At 71.1% G+C, this 16,743-nt stretch carries 19 protein-coding genes; 8 read left to right on the top strand and 11 right to left on the bottom strand.

All coding sequences use genetic code 11. The features are described 5' to 3' along the window. Window positions 1-29: 29 nt before the first annotated feature. Window positions 30-1,820, top strand: a complete 1,791-nt coding sequence (locus ACGFIV_RS19460; RefSeq protein ID WP_392836607.1) for an ABC transporter ATP-binding protein — start codon at window positions 30-32, stop codon at window positions 1,818-1,820. Next, the gene (locus tag ACGFIV_RS19455) at window positions 1,817-3,619 is read left to right on the top strand and encodes an ABC transporter ATP-binding protein (RefSeq protein WP_392836545.1); all 1,803 of its coding nucleotides are present in this window, start codon (window positions 1,817-1,819) and stop codon (window positions 3,617-3,619) included. Before ACGFIV_RS19460 ends, ACGFIV_RS19455 begins: the two co-directional genes overlap by 4 nt. Here the strand turns inward: ACGFIV_RS19455 and ACGFIV_RS19450 are convergent. The 11 genes from ACGFIV_RS19450 to ACGFIV_RS19400 all read right to left on the bottom strand — a co-directional run bounded on the left by ACGFIV_RS19450 (window position 3,583) and on the right by ACGFIV_RS19400 (window position 13,054). Next, entirely contained in the window at window positions 3,583-4,080 is a 498-nt protein-coding gene (locus tag ACGFIV_RS19450; RefSeq protein ID WP_392836542.1) for a GNAT family N-acetyltransferase, read from the bottom strand. The genes ACGFIV_RS19455 and ACGFIV_RS19450 overlap by 37 nt on opposite strands. A 27-nt stretch (window positions 4,081-4,107) precedes the next feature. Further along, window positions 4,108-5,103, bottom strand: a complete 996-nt coding sequence (locus ACGFIV_RS19445; protein WP_392836539.1) for an ABC transporter substrate-binding protein — start codon at window positions 5,101-5,103, stop codon at window positions 4,108-4,110. A 19-nt stretch (window positions 5,104-5,122) separates the two neighbouring features. Beyond that, a complete protein-coding gene (locus ACGFIV_RS19440; protein ID WP_392836604.1) occupies window positions 5,123-5,875 on the bottom strand; it encodes an amino acid ABC transporter ATP-binding protein in 753 nt (250 codons plus the stop codon). 8 nt (window positions 5,876-5,883) lie between these two features. Next, the gene (locus ACGFIV_RS19435) at window positions 5,884-6,879 is read right to left on the bottom strand and encodes an amino acid ABC transporter permease (RefSeq protein ID WP_358561360.1); all 996 of its coding nucleotides are present in this window, start codon (window positions 6,877-6,879) and stop codon (window positions 5,884-5,886) included. 251 nt (window positions 6,880-7,130) lie between these two features. Beyond that, window positions 7,131-7,454, bottom strand: coding sequence for a hypothetical protein (locus ACGFIV_RS19430; protein WP_358561357.1), 324 nt, complete (start codon window positions 7,452-7,454; stop codon window positions 7,131-7,133). Window positions 7,455-7,549: 95 nt separating this feature from the next. Then, a complete protein-coding gene (locus ACGFIV_RS19425) occupies window positions 7,550-7,891 on the bottom strand; it encodes a hypothetical protein (RefSeq protein WP_358561354.1) in 342 nt (113 codons plus the stop codon). Between the two features lie 141 nt (window positions 7,892-8,032). Then, window positions 8,033-8,881, bottom strand: a complete 849-nt coding sequence (locus ACGFIV_RS19420) for a helix-turn-helix transcriptional regulator (RefSeq protein ID WP_358561351.1) — start codon at window positions 8,879-8,881, stop codon at window positions 8,033-8,035. Window positions 8,882-8,985: 104 nt separating this feature from the next. Then, the gene (locus tag ACGFIV_RS19415) at window positions 8,986-9,792 is read right to left on the bottom strand and encodes an ABC transporter permease (protein ID WP_358561349.1); all 807 of its coding nucleotides are present in this window, start codon (window positions 9,790-9,792) and stop codon (window positions 8,986-8,988) included. Window positions 9,793-9,838: 46 nt separating this feature from the next. Beyond that, the gene (locus ACGFIV_RS19410) at window positions 9,839-10,747 is read right to left on the bottom strand and encodes an ABC transporter permease (RefSeq protein ID WP_392836531.1); all 909 of its coding nucleotides are present in this window, start codon (window positions 10,745-10,747) and stop codon (window positions 9,839-9,841) included. Continuing rightward, window positions 10,744-11,958, bottom strand: coding sequence for an ABC transporter substrate-binding protein (locus tag ACGFIV_RS19405; protein WP_358550259.1), 1,215 nt, complete (start codon window positions 11,956-11,958; stop codon window positions 10,744-10,746). Before ACGFIV_RS19405 ends, ACGFIV_RS19410 begins: the two co-directional genes overlap by 4 nt. Before the next feature lie 58 nt (window positions 11,959-12,016). Continuing rightward, on the bottom strand, window positions 12,017-13,054 hold the full coding sequence (locus ACGFIV_RS19400; RefSeq protein WP_358550261.1) for an ABC transporter ATP-binding protein: 1,038 nt from the start codon (window positions 13,052-13,054) through the stop codon (window positions 12,017-12,019). Between the two features lie 87 nt (window positions 13,055-13,141). On the opposite strand from ACGFIV_RS19400, the gene ACGFIV_RS19395 reads away from it, so the two are divergent. From ACGFIV_RS19395 to ACGFIV_RS19370, 6 genes are all read left to right on the top strand, one after another. Further along, entirely contained in the window at window positions 13,142-13,864 is a 723-nt protein-coding gene (locus ACGFIV_RS19395; RefSeq protein ID WP_392836526.1) for a FadR/GntR family transcriptional regulator, read from the top strand. A gap of 7 nt (window positions 13,865-13,871) precedes the next feature. Next, the gene (locus ACGFIV_RS19390; RefSeq protein WP_358550265.1) at window positions 13,872-14,597 is read left to right on the top strand and encodes a cache domain-containing protein; all 726 of its coding nucleotides are present in this window, start codon (window positions 13,872-13,874) and stop codon (window positions 14,595-14,597) included. Beyond that, window positions 14,587-14,931, top strand: coding sequence for a phosphoribosyl-AMP cyclohydrolase (gene hisI, locus ACGFIV_RS19385; RefSeq protein ID WP_358550267.1), 345 nt, complete (start codon window positions 14,587-14,589; stop codon window positions 14,929-14,931). Before ACGFIV_RS19390 ends, hisI begins: the two co-directional genes overlap by 11 nt. A 55-nt stretch (window positions 14,932-14,986) precedes the next feature. After that, a complete protein-coding gene (locus ACGFIV_RS19380) occupies window positions 14,987-15,691 on the top strand; it encodes a TIGR02234 family membrane protein (RefSeq protein WP_392836521.1) in 705 nt (234 codons plus the stop codon). A 125-nt stretch (window positions 15,692-15,816) separates the two neighbouring features. After that, complete coding sequence (locus ACGFIV_RS19375; protein WP_358550271.1) at window positions 15,817-16,236, top strand: CD225/dispanin family protein; 420 nt, start codon at window positions 15,817-15,819, stop codon at window positions 16,234-16,236. Then, window positions 16,236-16,673, top strand: coding sequence for a DUF2752 domain-containing protein (locus tag ACGFIV_RS19370; protein ID WP_358550273.1), 438 nt, complete (start codon window positions 16,236-16,238; stop codon window positions 16,671-16,673). The genes ACGFIV_RS19375 and ACGFIV_RS19370 overlap by 1 nt, the downstream gene beginning before the upstream one ends. Window positions 16,674-16,743 lie beyond the last annotated feature (70 nt).

Genomic DNA, 16,743 nt, shown 5'->3' with positions numbered 1-16,743 from the left:
CGAGCGAGAGCCAGCACGGTCCCACCGTCATGCGTCAGGGACTGCGTGTCGTCGGGCACGCCATCCGTACCGAGCCCCGGATCTTCACCGGCGCGGTCCTGGCGAGTTCGGTCTACGGGATCATGACCGTCGGCTCCTCGTGGGCGCTGGGCTGGGCCACCGAGAACGCCGTCCTGCCCGCCTTCCGCGACGGGCGCGCGACCACCGGAACGCTCGTGACCGCGGTCCTGCTGATCGTCGGCGTCGCGGTGCTCAAGGCGGCGGGCGTGATCGGCCGCAGGGTGCTCGCGGGCATCATGCAGTACCGCATGCAGGCCCGGTCGCGCCGCGAGGTCACCCGGCAGTACCTGCGGCTGCCCCTCGCCTGGCACCACCGCCACCCGACCGGTCAGCTGCTGTCGAACGCCAGCTCCGACGCCGAGGCGGCCTGGGCTCCGCTCGCCCCGCTCCCGATGGCCGTCGGCGTGGTGGTGATGCTGGTCACCGCCGCCGTCGCGATCGTGCTCGTGGACCCGATGCTCGCCCTCGTCGGTTTCCTGATATTTCCGGCCATCGCGGTGCTGAACCTCGTCTACCAGCGCCGGCTGTCCCCCCTCGCCATGCGCGCGCAGCAGCTCCGCGCCGAGGTCAGCGAGATCGCGCACGAGAGCTTCGACGGGGCGCTGGTCGTCAAGACCCTCGGCAGAGAGGACGCCGAGGCCGTCCGCTTCCAGGCCAAGGCGGACGAGCTCCGCGACGCCAACATCGCCGTGGGCCGCATCCGCGGCCTGTTCGACCCGTTGCTGGAGGCGCTCCCGACGCTGGGGGTGCTCGCGGTGCTGCTGTTCGGCTCCATCCGGCTCGCCGCGGGGGACGTCTCGCCGGGCGACCTGATCCAGGTGTCCTACCTGTTCACGCTGCTGGCGTTCCCGATACGCGCGCTCGGCTGGGTGCTCGCCGAGATGCCGCGCAGCGTCGTCGGCTGGACGCGGGTGCAGGACGTGCTGAACGCGTCCGGCTCGATGGAGTACGGCCCGGCCCGCCTGAACGCGGGCGGCCCCGCCCGGCTGGAGGTGCGCGGCCTCGCCTACGGCTACTCGGCGGACGCGCCCGTGCTGTCCGGGGTCGACTTCCAGGTCAGGCCCGGCCGCACCGTCGCGATCGTCGGCCCCACCGGCTCGGGCAAGTCCACGCTGACCCAGCTCCTCGTCCGCCTGATCGACCCCGACCGGGGCCAGGTGCTCCTCGACGGCGTCGACCTGCGCGAGGTCGCGAAGGGCGAGGTGAGCACGGCCGCCTCCCTGGTCCCGCAGCAGACCTTCCTGTTCGACGACACCGTGCGCGGCAACCTGACCCTCGGGACCGGCGGAGGTGAGCCCGTACCGGACGAGAGGATCTGGGCGGCGCTGCGCCTCGCCCAGGCGGAGGGGTTCGTGAGCGCCCTGCCGAACAACCTGGACACGCGGGTCGGCGAGCGCGGCGCGACGCTGTCGGGCGGGCAGCGGCAGCGGCTGGCGCTGGCCAGGGCGCTGGTCAGGACCCCTCGCCTGCTCATCCTGGACGACGCCACCTCCAGTGTGGACGCGCAGGTGGAGAGCCGGATCCTTTCCGGCCTGCGGGAGGGCTCGCCGGACTCCACGGTGATCGTCGTCGCCTACCGGATGGCGACGATCGCGCTGGCGGACGAGGTCGTCTACCTGGAGCACGGCCGGGTCGCCGACCGGGGCCCGCACGACGTGCTGCTCGCCCGGTGCGAGGGCTACCGCAACCTCGTCACCGCCTACGAACGTGCCGAATCCGAGCGCGCGGCGCTCGACGCCGACGAGGGGATCGTGGCATGACGTCGCGGGTCGAAGAACGTGCCATGACGACGTCGCTGAGCGTGGAGGGGCGCTCGGCTCTCGGGACGTTGCGGCGTGGCCTCGCGCTGTCGCCGGAGTTCCGCGTCGGCCTCCCGGTGACGCTGGTGCTGGCGGTGCTCGCGACGCTCGGCAAGGTGATCGTCCCCATCGCTGTTCAGCAGGTCATCGACCGTGGGCTGAAGGATGCGACGCCGGATGTCGCGTTCATCAGGGACGCCGTCATCCTGTGCGCCGTCGCGGTGACGCTGACCGCGCTGTGCGGCTACCTCATGAACGTCCGTCTCTACCGCTCCACCGAGTCGGGGCTCGCCTCCCTGCGCGGCAAGGGATTCCGGCACGTCCACGACTTGTCGGTGCTCACGCAGAACACCGAGCGGCGCGGCGCGCTGGTCTCCCGGGTCACCAGCGACGTGGACCAGATCAGCACGTTCATGCAGTGGGGTGGCCTGATGGTCATCATCTCGATGGGTCAGCTACTCATCGCGAGCGTGCTGATGGCGATCTACTCCTGGCAGCTCGCGCTGGTCGTGTGGGGCTGCTTCCTGCCGCTGGTCATCGTGCTGCCGAGGTTCCAGCGCTGGGTGGCCCGTGCCTACACCCACGTGCGCGAGCGCACCGGCGACATGCTGGCCGCGGTCAGCGAGTCCGTGGTCGGCAGCGCGGTGATCCGCGCGTACGGCTCGGAGGAGCGCACCGCGCGGCGCATCGACGAGGCCGTCGACGCCCAGCGCAACGCGCAGACCCGCGCCCAGAAGATCGTCGCGTTCACCTTCCCGATCACCGAGCTGGTGGGGGCGGTGGCGGTCGCCGGGGTGGTGCTGCTGGGGGTCGAGCTCGGCATCGGCGGCACGATCTCCGCCGGGCGCCTGGTCGCGTTCCTGTTCCTCATCACGCTGTTCATCAGCCCCCTGCAGACCGCGACCGAGGTGCTCAACGACGCCCAGAACGCCGTGGCCGGGTGGCGGCGGGTGCTCGGCGTGCTGGACACGCCGGCGGACGTGGCCGACCCGGTGCGCGGGGTGAGCCTGCCGCGCGGCTCCATCACGGTCTCGTTCCAGGACGTGGGCTTCGCCTACCCGGACGGGCCGCCCGTCCTGCACGAGGTCTCGGTGGACATCGCGCCGAGGACCCGGGTCGCGGTCGTCGGCGAGACCGGTTCGGGCAAGACGACCTTCGCCAAGCTGCTCACCCGCCTCATGGACCCGACCTCGGGGCGTGTTCTGGTCGACGGCGTGGACCTGCGCAAGGTGCGGTTCTCCTCGCTGCGGGAGCGCATCGTCATGGTGCCGCAGGACGGGTTCCTGTTCAGCGGCTCCCTCGCGGACAACATCCGCTACGGCCGCCCCTCGGCCACCGACGACGACATCGCCCTGGCCATGACCGAGCTGGGGCTGACCGACTGGCTGGAGGGCCTTCCCGCCGGCCTGTCCACCCCGGTGGGCCAGCGCGGCGAGTCGCTGTCGGCGGGGGAGCGGCAGCTCGTCGCGCTGGCCAGGGCCTATCTCGCCGACCCCGACCTGCTGCTGCTCGACGAGGCGACCTCCGCCGTGGACCCCGCCACCGAGGTGCGCATCGCGCGCGCCCTCGACGGGGTCACCCGCGGACGTACGGCCGTGTCGATCGCCCACCGCCTGTCCACCGCCGAGGCGGCGGACGAGGTGCTGGTGTTCGAGCACGGCCGTGTCGTCCAGCGCGGGCCGCACGCCGAGCTGGTGCGGCAGCAGGGCGTGTACGCCGACCTCTACGCCTCCTGGACCTCGGCGGCCAGGTCGTCGTAGAGCTTCTCGAAGGGCAGCGGCCCGATCGTCTCCGGATCGGCGGCGAGGTCGAACAGCGGCCGGTAGCCGGCGGCGAGGTACAGCCGGGCGGCCTCCGGCTGGCGGGGACCGGTGGTGAGGTGGATCCGCCGGTACCCCCGGCGTACGGCCTCGCGCTCCAGCTCGCGGACGACGATCAGCCCGAGGCCCCGCCTGCGGTGCTCGGGGTGGGTCCAGATCCGCTTCAGCTCGGCCGTCGTGTCGTCGTAGCGTCGGAACGCGCCCCCGGCGACCGTCCGCCCGTCCTCCACGAGGATCAGGAAGGCGCCGCCGGGCGGTGAGAACTCCTCGTCGGCGTAGCGGCTGAGCTCCTGGTTCGGCCCGTACCTGCTGTGGTACTCAAGGTCGAGGTCGCGCAGCAGCGGCTCGGCCGCCGGATCGCGGACCTTCACGTGGCGCACTTCGATGGACTCGACGGTCATGTGTTCCTTGCTCACTTCTTCCGGTGCTCACTTCTTCGGCCGCGGCAGGCCCGGGGGGTTGACCTGCGACGCCGGGATGGCCTCGTTCGACAGGCCCCAACGCTTGAGCACCTCGGCGTACTTCCCGTTCTCGATGACCGTGTTCAGGGCGTCGCTCACCGGCTGGACCAGCCCGTTCCCCTTCTGGGTCATGGCCGCGATGAGCCCCTGGATGCTCTCGCCGCCGCCGGACAGCGTTCCGACGATCTTCGTGTCGCCGCTGACGGCCGCGTGGTAGGCCGAGGTGGGGTTCGGGCCGAAGTAGACGTCGATGCGGCCGGACTTCAGGGCCAGGTAGTAGTCCGCCGGGCGCTGGTAGTACTGGACCTCGATGGGCTTCAGGCCCGCCTTCTTGTTCCGCTCGTCCCAGTCCAGGAGGATCTTCTCCTGGTTGGTGCCCGCGCCGACCGCCACCTTGAGCCCCGCGATGTCCGACGCCTGCTTGATCTGCGTCAGCTTGCTGTCCTTGCCGGTCTCCCAGGCGAGCTGGTCGACGCGGTAGGTCGCGAAGTCGTAGATGTCCTTGCGCTCCTCGGTCACGGTGATGTTGGAGAAGCCCACGTGGTCCTTGCCCGACTTCACCGCGAGGAAGAGGTTCTCCCAGGAGGTGCGGTCGAGCCGGAGCCGCAGGCCGAGCACGTCGGCGACGAGCTGGGCGACGTCGGACTCGACGCCGATCACGGTGCTGTCGTCGTCGGCGAGGAACGACAGCGGCGGGATCCCGTCACCGGTGATCCCGGCCGACAGCTCGCCGCCGCTCCGGATCGCCTCGGGGACCCGCGCCGCGATCGCGTCGACCTTCTCCGCGCGCACGCGCTTCTGGTCCGGGCTGGTGTCGATCTTCAGGGGGGCGCCGTCGGCCGCCACGGCGTCGGCGGTCACCGCGCCGCTCCCCTTGCCGGTGCCCGCTCCGGCGCCGCAGGCGGTCAGCAGGAACAGGGGAAGGAGGCCGACTACGGCGGCACGACGGTATAGGGAGGGCATCTTGGTGATCCTTTTCGGGTCAGAGGACTTTGCTGAGGAAGGCGCGGGTGCGTTCGTGCCGGGGGGCGTCCAGCACCTGGCCGGGCGGCCCCTGCTCGACGACGCGCCCGGCGTCCATGAAGACCACGGTGTCGGCGACCTCGCGGGCGAATCCGATCTCGTGGGTGACGACGATCATGGTGGTGCCGCTGCGCGCGAGGTCCTTCATCACGTCCAGCACCTCGCCGACCAGCTCGGGGTCGAGGGCGGAGGTCGGCTCGTCGAACAGCAGGACCTTCGGTTCCAGGGCCAGCGCCCGGGCGATGGCGACGCGCTGCTGCTGGCCGCCGGACAGGCGCCGGGGATACTCGCCGGCCTTGTCGGCGAGGCCCACGCGGTCGAGCAGCCGCGTCGCCAGCTCCTCCACCTCGGCCCTCGGCCGGCGCTGGGCCGACAACGGGGCCTCGGTGACGTTCTGGCGGACGGTCAGGTGGGGGAAGAGGTTGAAGTTCTGGAACACGAACCCGATGTGCGTGCGCTGGCGGAGGATGTCGCGTTCGCGCAGCTCGTGCAGGCGGTCGCCGGCGCGGCGGTAGCCGGCCAGCTCCCCGTCGACGAGCACCGAGCCCCGGTCCACCTTCTCCAGGTGGTTGACGCTGCGGAGCAGGGTGGACTTGCCCGATCCGGAGGGGCCGAGGATCACGGTCACCTCTCCCGCCTCCACGCGCAGGTCCACCCCGCGCAGGACCGCGAGCGCGCCGAAGCTCTTGTGCACGCCGCGCAGCTCGACCATGGGCCGCGTCACAGCGCGCTCCGGCCGGCGAGGCCGCGTGCGGCGACCGCGCGGCGCAGGCGTCCCAGCGGGGTCTCGGGCAGGTGCCTGGTGGCCCCCTTGGCGTAGTGGCGTTCCAGGTAGTACTGGAAGACCGAGAGCACCGTGGTCAGGGCCAGGTACCAGATCGCCGCGACCAGCAGCAGCGCGATGACCCGCCCGCTGCGGTTGTAGATCACCTGCGCCTGGTAGAACAGCTCGGGCAGCGCCATGATGTACACCACCGAGGTGCCCTTGACCAGGCCGATGATCTCGTTCCCCGCCGTCGGCACGATCGTCCGCATCGCCTGGGGGAGCACGATCCTGAAGATCTGGCGGGCGCGGGGGATGCCGAGGGCGGCGGCGGCCTCAAGCTGGCCCTGGTCCACCGAAAGGAACCCGGCCCGCACGATCTCGGCGGCGTAGGCGCCCTGGTGGAGCGCGAGGCCGAGCGCGGCGGCGGTCACCGGGCCGATCAGGTCCATCGTGCCGACGGAGAAGAACGACGGGCCGAACGGCACGCCGAACGAGATCTGCTTGTAAAGCAGGGCCAGGTTGTACCAGAAGAGCAGCTGGAGGATCAGCGGCACCGATCGGAACAGCCAGGTGTACCCCCAGGCCACCGAGCTGAGCAGCGGGTTCGCCGACAGCCTCATCAGGGCCAGCACCGTGCCGAGCAGGAAGCCGAGCACGATGCCGAGCGCGGTGAGCTCCAGCGTGAACGCGACCGCGCGGAGGATCGAGGGGTAGAACAGGTACTCGCCCACGACCGGCCATTCCCACGCGGGGTTGGTGACCAGGGCGTTCGCCGCCATCAGCAGCAGGACGAGCACCACGGCCGCCGCCGCCCAGCGCCCCGGATGCCGGGCGGTGACGACCGTGAGCGGTGGGTCCCCGCCGGGCGGTGGATCGGCGACCGAAGCCCCGGGGGAGGCGGTCTCGGATCCGTTGTGCGTGCCACCGATGCCGAGGGACTCGACGGGCATGGCTGAAGCCTTTCTCACTCAACTGCCGTGGGCCCGTGGTGCCGGAGAGGGGCGTTCACGGGTCAGGGGGTGAGCGCCGGAGCGCGCCGGCGATGGGATCCCACTCCAACACAGACGAGCATTTCCGTCAAGACCTACTTGTTTAGTAGGTTTTAGGCCGACAGGGGGGCTGACCGCCTCACCTCGCCGTGCTCACCGTCCGCCCTCCCGGCCCGCTCGCCGGGAGGCGGCCTCGTCATGGTGCCCCGCGCCTACCGGTTCTGACGGTCGGCGGGGGTGAGCGCCTGGCGGATCCGCGCCTCGGTGGTGGACAGGTCATCGACGGGGGCGATGCGCTCGGCCCACGACCACCAGAACCACCAGGTCCCCTGCCGCTGAGCCGCGAAGATCACTTCAGAGAGGGTGGGCACCCCGGTGCTGACGACGATGAGCTGCGGGAGCCCTCCGTCGGTCGCTCCGACGCGCACGTACAGGCCGCGCCCCTGGAGCGCCTCGCCCAGCGCGTGCAGATGGGCGGTCGCGGTCAGGTGGGTGCTGGCCGTGGTCGCGCTCGCGACCTTGTCGGTGGTCGTCATGGTCGGCTCCGGTCTGCTGGGGACTTCGCGGATGGACACCGATGAACGCGGCCGGGTGTCAGGGGAGCCGTCGTCTCTTCGGGTTTCGGGGTCGTCTATTCGGGGTGGGCGAAGAGCTCGGGGAGCGGCCGCGCGCGCAGGGTCGCGTAGTGCTCGGCCAGCCGTGCGGCGGCGGTGGCGGGGGCGAAGGCGAACGTCCGCAGGGTGCGGCCCCGGCGGCTCGGGTGCGGGCTGGTCCACCAGATGATGCGGCCGTCGACCCGGGCCAGCAGGCCCTGCCACAGCGACACGGCGGCCTGGCCGTCTTCGAGGAAGTAGACGTACGAGGGGATGTTCCGGCGCGCGAGGCAGGTCTGCAGGTCGTCGGCGATCTGCCGTACGGCCGCCGCGGGGCGGCGGCCGGCGAGTGCGGCGGCTTCAACGTGGAGGGCGGGCACGAGGTGGCTCCTCACCGGCACGGCGACTGGGTTCGCCTGGCTCGTCGTGGGCCGTGCGAGACGGGCCACGGGCCGCGTCGCCACGGAGGGGGTCGCCCCTGAGGCTAGGTGGCGGCCGATCTCCTCATCAACGAAGTTGCTTCATGTTCCTCGCAATCTGCTCGACGTCTCGGCGATGAGGTCGCGGGCCGCCTGACCATAGACCGCGGCCTCGGCGAGTTTGGTGAACGCCCTCTCGTAGAGCGCCACGTCGGTGGGGGCCTTGATGCGGAACTGGCCGGGCACCGTATCCACTCTGACCTGATTATCGTCATATATCCAGAAATTTTCGGGTGGCATGATCGCCGACCGGGTCGCGGTGGGAATCACGCCGAAGCTGAGTTGCGGCATGTTGGTCGTGATCCGGAGCAGCCGGTCGAGCTGGGCCACCATCCCCTCGGCGTCGCACACCGGGGTGCGCAGCGCCTGCTCGCCCACGACGAACATGAACCGCTTGCCGCCGGTCCCGAGCACCTCCTGCTGGGCGATCCTGGCCGCCACCGCCGCGTCGAGGTCGTCGGGGATGCCCCGGAAGTCGATGATGGCGCGCAGGTGCGCGCGGGCGTATTCGGGCGTCTGGAGCAGCCCGGGGACGGCCGAGTGCTGGTAGACCCTGAACTGCTGGGTCTCCCGGTAGAGCGGCTGGAACGACTCCTGGACATGCCGCAGCCCGGTGGTCTCCAGCCGCCGCCACTCGGTGTACATCGAGTCGATGTTGCGCACGGCGGCGATCAGGTCGACGACGTACTCCTCGGCGTCGCAGACCCGGCACCAGACCCTGATGTCGTTCTCGTTGGGCATCTGCGCCGCGTGCTCGATCTTGGAGACCTTCGAGTAGTGCCAGCCGGCCTCGGAGGCGAGGGTCCGCCCCGTCAGGCTGGCCTCGCTGCGGATCTCGCGGAGCCGTGCGGCCAGGATTCCCTTCGCTTCGTTGATACGGGTCGGGGGCATGGGGGGCCACCTCTTCGGTTACGTGATGTCGTGACATCCCGACCGTAGCCCTTAGATTTCTCCCTGTACCCGTATATTGCGCGATGTTGCTTGGCGATCCCGGGTCAGTGGGTGCTGGTGGTGCCCGAGAGGCGCTGCGCGAAGTAGATCGGGACCACCGAGAAGACGATGAGCGCGGCGGCGACCACGTTGACGACCGGCGCCTGGTTCGGGCGGAAGAGGTTCTCGAAGATCCAGATCGGCAGCGTCCTCACCCCCGCCCCGGCCGTGAACGTCGTCACGATGATCTCGTCGAACGACAGGGCGAACGCCAGCAGCCCGCCCGCCAGCAGCGCCGAGCGCATCATCGGGAACGTCACCAGGCGGAAGGTGGTGAAGGTGTCCGCGCCCAGGTCCGCCGACGCCTCCTCGACGTTCACCCCCATGCGGCGCAGCCGCGCCAGCACGTTGTTGTGCACGGTGACCACGCAGAACGTCGCGTGACCCACGATCACGGTGAACAGGCCGAGGCCGACGCCGAAGGGTTCGAGGATCGTGCGGAAGGCGTTGTTGAGCGCGATGCCGGTCACGATGCCGGGCAGCGCGATCGGCAGCACGATGAGCAGCGAGACGGTGTCGCGGCCGAAGAACCGGTAGCGCTGCACGGCGAAGGCCGCCATCGTGCCGAGGACCAGCGCGATCGCCGTCGCGCCCAGTCCCGCCCGCACCGAGGTCCACAGGGCGTCGCGCACGCCGGAGGAGTTCCAGGCGATGCCCCACCACCGGGTGGTGAACCCCGTCGGCGGCCAGGCGAAGGTCCGGTCGGCGTTGAAGGAGTTCAGCAGCACGATCCCCAGGGGCACGTAGATCACCGCCAGGCCGAGGACCAGTGCCAGGCGCAGCGCCAGCCGTGCCGTGCGGGACAGGTTCACGAGGGCCTCCGGTCCACCGGGTCGGGAGAGGTGCGGGGGAAGCGGGTCACAGGTTCTCCAGCGCTCCGGTGCGGCGCACCGCGGCGAGGTACACCAGCATGATCACGACCGGGATCGTCGCCACGGCGGCGGCGAACGGCAGGTTGTTGGCGGCGCCGATGTTGTCGTAGACGACGTTCCCGATGAGCTGGCTCCTGCCTCCGACGATCTTCACGGCGATGTAGTCGCCCAGCGAGAGCGAGAAGGTGAAGACCGAGCCCGCCACGATCGCGGGGAACGTCAGCGGCCACACCACCGTGCGGAAGGTCCGCCAGCCCCGCGCGCCGAGGTCGCCGGCCGCGTCCAGCAGGGAGTTCGGCAGGCGCTCCAGCCCCGCGTAGATCGGAAGGATCATGTACGGCAGCCACAGGTACGACAGCGTCAGGATGGTCGCCGTGAGCCCGTACCCCCAGCCGAGCAGGCCGTCCGACGAGAGCATCACCCGCCAGGCGTACGCCTTGACCAGGTAGGACGCCCACAGCGGGGTCAGCACGGCGATGACCAGCCAGCGCTGGGTGCGCGGCGAGGCCAGCTTGGCCATCGCGAACGCCATCGGGAACGCGATCACCATGTCGATCAGCGTCACCGCGACCGCGACGCCGAGCGAGCGCAGCGCGACCGTCCGGTACACCTCGACGGTGAGCACGTCGTGGAAGTTGGCCCACGTGAACGTCCTGACGAGGTCGCCGGTGAAGGAGTCGGTGGTCCAGAAGGCCGTGACGAACAGGGCGGCGAGCGCGCCCAGGTAGGCGACCCCCAGCCAGGCCAGCGGCGCCGACAGCAGCAGCGACAGCCGTACCCCGGCGTGCCGGTGGAGCGCGGCGGCGAGCCGGCGGCGGGGGCCCGGACGCGCGGGCGCCGCCCCGCCGGACGGGGACGCCGGGGCCTCCGGCCTCCCCGATGCGGAACCGATCACCCCTTGATCTCCGTCCACGCCCGGGTCCACTCCGAGTAGTCCTTGCACGTCACGTCCGTGCGGCCGTCCAGGCACTGGGCGATCGGGGTGGTCCAGAAGTGCACCTTGGAGAAGTAGGACTCGTCGGTGGCGTGGTAGGTGTCGCAGAAGCCCTTGTCGGCTGTCCGCGCGCACGCCTCGGAGTTCGAGGGCGCCTCACCGAACCACTCGGCCACCTGGGCGTTGGCCGTGGGCGAGATGATCCAGTCGAGCCACTTGTAGGCGCAGTTGGGGTGCTTGGCCTCGGCGGCGACCATCCAGGTGTCCGACCAGCCGGTGGAGCCCTCCTTGGGCAGCGTCGCCTTGACGGGCGCCTTGTCGGCTTCGACCAGGTTGGCGATGACCTGCCATGTCGTGCCCGCCACGGTGTCGCCGCTCTTGAACGACTGCACCGCCTTGGTGTAGTCCGACCAGTATTCGCCGATGTTCTGCTTCTGCTGCTTCAGCAGGTCGACCGCCGCCTGGAACTGCTTGTCGTCCAGGGCGTAGGGGTCCTTGATGCCGAGATCGGGCTTGGTGGCCATCAGGTACAGCGCGGCGTCGGCGATGTAGATGGGGGAGTCGTAGGCCGTCAGCTTGCCCTTGTACGGCGAGGCCGGGTCGAAGACCACGCCCCAGGAGTCCGGAGCCGGGGTGACCTTGTCGGTGCGCCACATGAGCAGGTTGGCGCCCCGGCCGTGCGGCACACCGTAGGCCACCCCGTTGACCGAGTTCCAGGGCTTGAGCTTCAGCCCCTCGAACACGTTCTTGTAGTTGGGGACCAGGTCGGTGTTGACCGGGGCGACGGTGCCGGAGGCGATCAGGCGCAGCGACGCGTCGCCCGAGGCGGACACGGCGTCGTACTCGCCGGTCTTCATCAGGTTCACCATCTCGTCGGAGGTGCCCGCGGTCTTGGTGTTGACCTTGCACCCGCTGGCCTGCTCGAAGGGATGGACCCAGTCGACCTTCGGGTCGTTGGAGCCGTCCTCGGCGTAGCCGGCCCAGGCGACCAGGTTGACCTGGCCCTCGCCGGCGCCGAGGCTCTTCGGCGCCTCCAGCTTGGGAGGGGTGAACCCGCTCTGGCCGGGGGCGGCCGAGCCGCCGCCGGCGGAAGTGCCGGTCGAGCCGCCACCGCAGGCGGCGGCGGCCAGCGCGAGCGCGGCGGTGGCGATCACGAGTCGAGTGGGCCGCATGATGGTTCTCCTTGAGAGATGGAGCGCGGTGCTGTACGGGATGAGGGGTGGCCCGCCGTCAGGAGGCGATGGCGAACTCGTGGCGGCGGTTCCAGACGAGCCGGGCACGGCTGCCGCGCAGGCCCGTCACCTCCATGGACGAGACCTCCAGGTTCTGCTGCAGGACGATCAGCCGCCCGCCCGCGTCAAGGTCGACGACGAACCGGGTCGCCGCCCCGGCGTACACCACCTCGGCAATGGTGCCGGTCGCGCTGTGGTCGTCCGCGCCGACGGGGGCGTCCACGTCGAGCACGAGGCGGAGCTTCTCCGGCCGCACGCTGAACGTGCCGTCCCTGCCGAGCACGGCCTTGGCCGCCTCGCCCGAGATCAGGTTGGAGGTGCCGACGAACCCGGCCACGAACGGCGTCGAGGGCCGCTCGTAGACCTCGGCGGGGGTGCCGACCTGCTCGATGCGTCCCCGGTCGAACACCGCGATCCGGTCGCTCATGGTCAGGGCCTCCTCCTGGTCGTGGGTGACGAACAGGAACGTGATGCCGACCTCGCGCTGGATCTCCTTCAGCTCGACCTGCATCTGTTCGCGGAGCTTGAGGTCGAGGGCCCCGAGCGGCTCGTCGAGCAACAGGACACGGGGCCGGTTGACCAGGGCCCTCGCGAGGGCGACGCGCTGGCGCTGCCCACCGGACAGCTGGGCCGGCCGCCGCCTGTCGAACCCCTCCAGCCGGACGGAGCGCAGGGCCGCCACCGCCCGCTCGCGCCGCTCGGCCCTGCCGACCTTCTTGACCCGCAGGCCGTACTCCACGTTGTCCAGCACGCTCATGTGCGGGAAGAGCGCGTAGTCCTGGAACACCGTGTTGACGTCCCGCTCGAAGGGGGCGAGGCGGGTGACGTCGTGGCCGCCGAGCTCGACCGCGCCGGCGGTGGGGGTCTCGAAGCCCGCGATCATGCGGAGCACGGTGGTCTTGCCGGACCCGGACGGGCCCAGCATCGCGAAGAACTCGCCGTCGGCGACCTCAAGGTCGACCCCGGCGACGGCCTCCACCGGCCCGAAGCTCTTGCTCAGGCCGCGCAACCGTACCGCCACGTTGTGATCTGGCATGAAGGAAAACCTATGGGGTTAAATGTTTCGCGGTGATGCACGATCCGGTATCACTGTGGTTAAGGCGGCAGAGGGGCGGACACGGGCATGAACACCGCTCACGTGGCCGTCTTCTCCCCGCTCGACAGCACCGCCCGGGTGGACGCCGTCGTGCGCCGCCTCGCCGACGCGATCGCCCTCGGGCTGCTGGCCGACGGCGAGCAACTCCCGAGCGAGGCCGAGCTCGCCGGACGGCTCGGGGTGTCCACCGTGACCCTGCGCGAGGCGCTCATGGCCCTGCGGCAGCGCGATCTGGTCGAGACCCGCCGGGGCCGCGGCGGCGGCAGCTTCGTCCGCGTCCCGCCCGACCCGTCCGGCGCCGAGTTCGAGGTACGGCTGCGCGCGTACTCCGTGGGGGAGCTGCGCGACCTCGGCGACCACTACGCCGCCATCGCGGGCGCCGCGGCACGGCTCGCGGCGCAGCGGTCGCTGCCGGAGGACCTCGCGCCCCTGTGGCGGTCCGTCGAGGAGATGGCCACCGCGTCCGGCGCCCGGCTCAGACGGGTCGAGGGGCGCTTCCACATCGAGGTGGCGGCGGCATCGCAGTCGGCGCGGCTCACCCAGGAGGAGATCCGGTTACAGGCTGACATCGGACCCTTGCTCTGGCTTCCCCGGGCGGGCGCGACCAGGCACGATGAGGTGATGGCAGAGCACCGCGCCATCGCCGCGGCCGTCCAGCGGGGCGACGCGGGCGAGGCCCGCGACCTGGCCGAGCGGCACGTGCTCGACGCCGTCGAGCACCTCATCGAGCTCCGGCTCCTCGAAACGTGACGGGATCATGGCGACGACGGTTGAGGACGAGGCCGGCGCGGCCGTCGCCCGGGCGTGCCTGACCGTCAGCGACACCGCCGAGCGGGTGTTCCACTCCCTGCGCGAGGTCCGCGCCGCCGCCGCCGAGCGGATTCTGGTTGTACGGCGCGGCGGGCGCGCGCCGGTGACCGCCGACCTCGCGGCGCTGCGCCCGCTGCTGTTCGGGCACCTCGGCGCGCTGATCGCCGGCATCGGCTTCATCGCCGCCCCCGGCCTGCTCGCCGACGCGCCGTGGTACCTCGAATGGTGGCAGGACAACCCCGGCGGCGCCCCCATGCAGCTCCTACGCGACCTGGACCCCGCGAGCAGCGCCTTCTACGACTACACCCACTGGGACTGGTTCGCCGGTCCGCACGCGGGGGCCGAGCGCACCGTCTGCGGCCCCTACGTCGACTACCTGTGCACCGACGAGTACAGCCTCACGCTGTCGGTCCCCGTGCTGGTCGAGGGCGCCTTCGTCGGCGTGGCGGCGGCGGACGTGTTCGTGCGGGCCTTCGAGGGGGCCGTGACCCCCGCGCTGAGACGGATCCCGGCGCCGGCCCTGCTGGTGAACGCCTCGGGACGCGTCGTCGCCTCCACGACGGCCAAGTGGCTGGCGGGTTCGGTCTACAGGGGAGCGACGGGTTTCACGGCATACCCCTGCGGTGACCTGCCCCTGCGCCTGGTTGCGGCAGAATTGCCCTATGCCTCTTGACCAGAAGATCGCGGACCGCCTGAAGCGTACCCCGGACGGGCTGGTGCCCGCGGTCGTCCAGCAGCACGACACCGGCGAGGTGCTGATGCTGGCCTGGATGGACGACGAGGCGCTGCACCGCACGCTGACCACCGGCCGTGCCACCTACTGGTCGCGCAGCCGGGGCTCCTACTGGGTGAAGGGCGAGACCTCCGGTCACGTCCAGTGGGTCAGGCACGTCGCCCTCGACTGCGACGGCGACACGATCCTGCTCAAGGTCGACCAGGTCGGGGCGGCCTGCCACACCGGCGACCGCACCTGCTTCGACGCCGGCGTGCTGGAGGTGTCCGCATGACCCCGGCCGCGCGTGCGGGCGTCCCGGCGGCCCTCGCAGCGCCGGAGGCGGCGCGATGACGGTCACCGCTCCGGTCCGTACGAGCCCCGCGCGGCGCGCCCTGATGGCGTGGGTGGCCGCCGGCGCGGCCGGAGCGGTGTCGGCCCTGGTCGCCGCCGGGCGCACCTGGGCGAGCGTGACCTTCTCCGGCGATCCGGGCGGCGTCCACGCGGAGCCCGTGGCGCTGGCCGGAGGCGACGTGGCGCCCGTGCTGAGCCCGCTGGCCCTGGCCTCGCTGGCCGCGGTGGTCGCCGTGCTCGCGGCCCGGGGGCCGTGGCGCAGGCTGATCGGCGCGCTGATCGCCCTGTTCGGCGCCTCGATCGTCGTGGCCTCGTGGCAGGGTGTCCGGTCCTCGCACCTCGTCTCCATCGCGCGGGAGCGCACGACGCTCTCCGGACTCTCCGGCGCGGACCAGGTGGTCGTGTCGGCCGCCTGGGCCTGGCCGGGCGTCGCCACGGCGGGCGGTCTCGTCCTGCTGGCCGCGGGGGTGCTCGCCGTGCTGCGCGGCGCCATGTGGCCCGGCATGTCCGACCGCTACGATCGCTCCGCGCCCTCCCTTGGAGGCGCGAGCCGCACCGGCTCCGCGCCGGCCCCCGAGCGGTCCGGACGCGCCGAGAGAGCACTGTGGGACGCGCTCGACCGTGGCGTCGACCCTACCGACGTTCCGGCGGACGACCGCACCGGGCGTGGTGCCGGAGGGCGAGACGGAGCGACCGGATGAGTAACGCGAACGTGTCGATCTCCATGACAAGTTGCCCACAAAGTGCGACTTCGGCCCTTCGTGTCTCCGGACATCGCTATGCTTCCGCAGCGCAACACGCACATTGACGTCACGGGAGCCATTCAATGAGTTACGGGAATCAGCCGGGCAATCCTGAGGATCACAACCCTCAGCCCGGTGGGGGGTACGGCCAGCAGGGCGGGGGATACGGACAGGGCGGTTACCCGCCTCCGGGGGGTGGCTACGGCCAGCAGCCCCCCGGAGGCGCGCCGACCCCGCCGGACAACCACCTGGTCGCCGCGATCCTCACCACGCTGTTCTGCTGTCTTCCTTTCGGCATCGTGTCGATCGTGAAGTCGTCGCAGGTCAACTCGAAGTGGGCGGTCGGGGACTACCAGGGTGCCATCGCCGCGTCGCAGGAGGCGAAGACCTGGTGGAAGAGGGCGCTGATCTGGGGCATCGTGGTCGACGTGGTCGTGGTGGTGGTCTACGTCGTCCTCTTCGCCGTGATCTTCAGCGCTGGAAACGTCAGCTACAACTACTGATGACCTCGCACGCGGAGCACGCTGGGAGGCGCGGTGCGGACCGGATACGGTCCCTGCTCGCGCCTCTCGGTGCCGCGGCGCTCACGGGGGCGGTCTTCACCTACGTCGGCGCGGTCGACCCGAACGCGCCGGGTCACTACCCGACCTGCCCGTTCCTGTTCGTCACGGGGCTCTACTGCCCCGGCTGCGGCACGCTGCGCACCATCCATGCCCTGGCCCACGGCGACGTGGTGGCGGCCCTCGGGCTCAATCCCCTCGCCGTGGCCACCATCCCGTTCCTGCTGTTCTGGTGGGGCCGGTGGACCCTGCGCACCTGGCAGGGCAGGCCCGCCCGCACGACCCTGGCCCATCCGGCCTACATCTGGGCGTTCCTCGCGCTCGTCATCGTCTACTGGATCGTGAGAAATCTGCCTTTCGGCAGCTTCCTGGCGCCATGACGCCCCGAGATCAGGGACCCTGTGGCGAGGCGGTGGCGGTAAGCCCGATACCATCGGCAGGGCAAGGTCG

Origin of the sequence: Sphaerisporangium sp. NPDC049003, assembly GCF_043197795.1 — a bacterium.
Lineage (GTDB): Bacteria > Actinomycetota > Actinomycetes > Streptosporangiales > Streptosporangiaceae > Sphaerisporangium.
This window is presented reverse-complemented; position numbering and strand designations above follow the sequence as displayed.

Bases quoted from the DNA above. Each gene is read 5' to 3' on its own strand.
- ACGFIV_RS19460 (WP_392836607.1), top strand. From the start codon at position 30: ATGCGTCAGGGACTGCGTGTCGTCGGGCACGCCATCCGTACCGAGCCC.
- ACGFIV_RS19455 (WP_392836545.1), top strand. From the start codon at position 1,817: ATGACGTCGCGGGTCGAAGAACGTGCCATGACGACGTCGCTGAGCGTG.
- ACGFIV_RS19450 (WP_392836542.1), bottom strand. From the start codon at position 4,080: ATGACCGTCGAGTCCATCGAAGTGCGCCACGTGAAGGTCCGCGATCCG.
- ACGFIV_RS19445 (WP_392836539.1), bottom strand. From the start codon at position 5,103: ATGCCCTCCCTATACCGTCGTGCCGCCGTAGTCGGCCTCCTTCCCCTG.
- ACGFIV_RS19440 (WP_392836604.1), bottom strand. From the start codon at position 5,875: ATGGTCGAGCTGCGCGGCGTGCACAAGAGCTTCGGCGCGCTCGCGGTC.
- ACGFIV_RS19435 (WP_358561360.1), bottom strand. From the start codon at position 6,879: ATGCCCGTCGAGTCCCTCGGCATCGGTGGCACGCACAACGGATCCGAG.
- ACGFIV_RS19430 (WP_358561357.1), bottom strand. From the start codon at position 7,454: ATGACGACCACCGACAAGGTCGCGAGCGCGACCACGGCCAGCACCCAC.
- ACGFIV_RS19420 (WP_358561351.1), bottom strand. From the start codon at position 8,881: ATGCCCCCGACCCGTATCAACGAAGCGAAGGGAATCCTGGCCGCACGG.
- ACGFIV_RS19405 (WP_358550259.1), bottom strand. From the start codon at position 11,958: ATGCGGCCCACTCGACTCGTGATCGCCACCGCCGCGCTCGCGCTGGCC.
- ACGFIV_RS19400 (WP_358550261.1), bottom strand. From the start codon at position 13,054: ATGCCAGATCACAACGTGGCGGTACGGTTGCGCGGCCTGAGCAAGAGC.
- ACGFIV_RS19395 (WP_392836526.1), top strand. From the start codon at position 13,142: ATGAACACCGCTCACGTGGCCGTCTTCTCCCCGCTCGACAGCACCGCC.
- ACGFIV_RS19390 (WP_358550265.1), top strand. From the start codon at position 13,872: ATGGCGACGACGGTTGAGGACGAGGCCGGCGCGGCCGTCGCCCGGGCG.
- hisI (WP_358550267.1), top strand. From the start codon at position 14,587: ATGCCTCTTGACCAGAAGATCGCGGACCGCCTGAAGCGTACCCCGGAC.
- ACGFIV_RS19380 (WP_392836521.1), top strand. From the start codon at position 14,987: ATGACGGTCACCGCTCCGGTCCGTACGAGCCCCGCGCGGCGCGCCCTG.
- ACGFIV_RS19375 (WP_358550271.1), top strand. From the start codon at position 15,817: ATGAGTTACGGGAATCAGCCGGGCAATCCTGAGGATCACAACCCTCAG.
- ACGFIV_RS19370 (WP_358550273.1), top strand. From the start codon at position 16,236: ATGACCTCGCACGCGGAGCACGCTGGGAGGCGCGGTGCGGACCGGATA.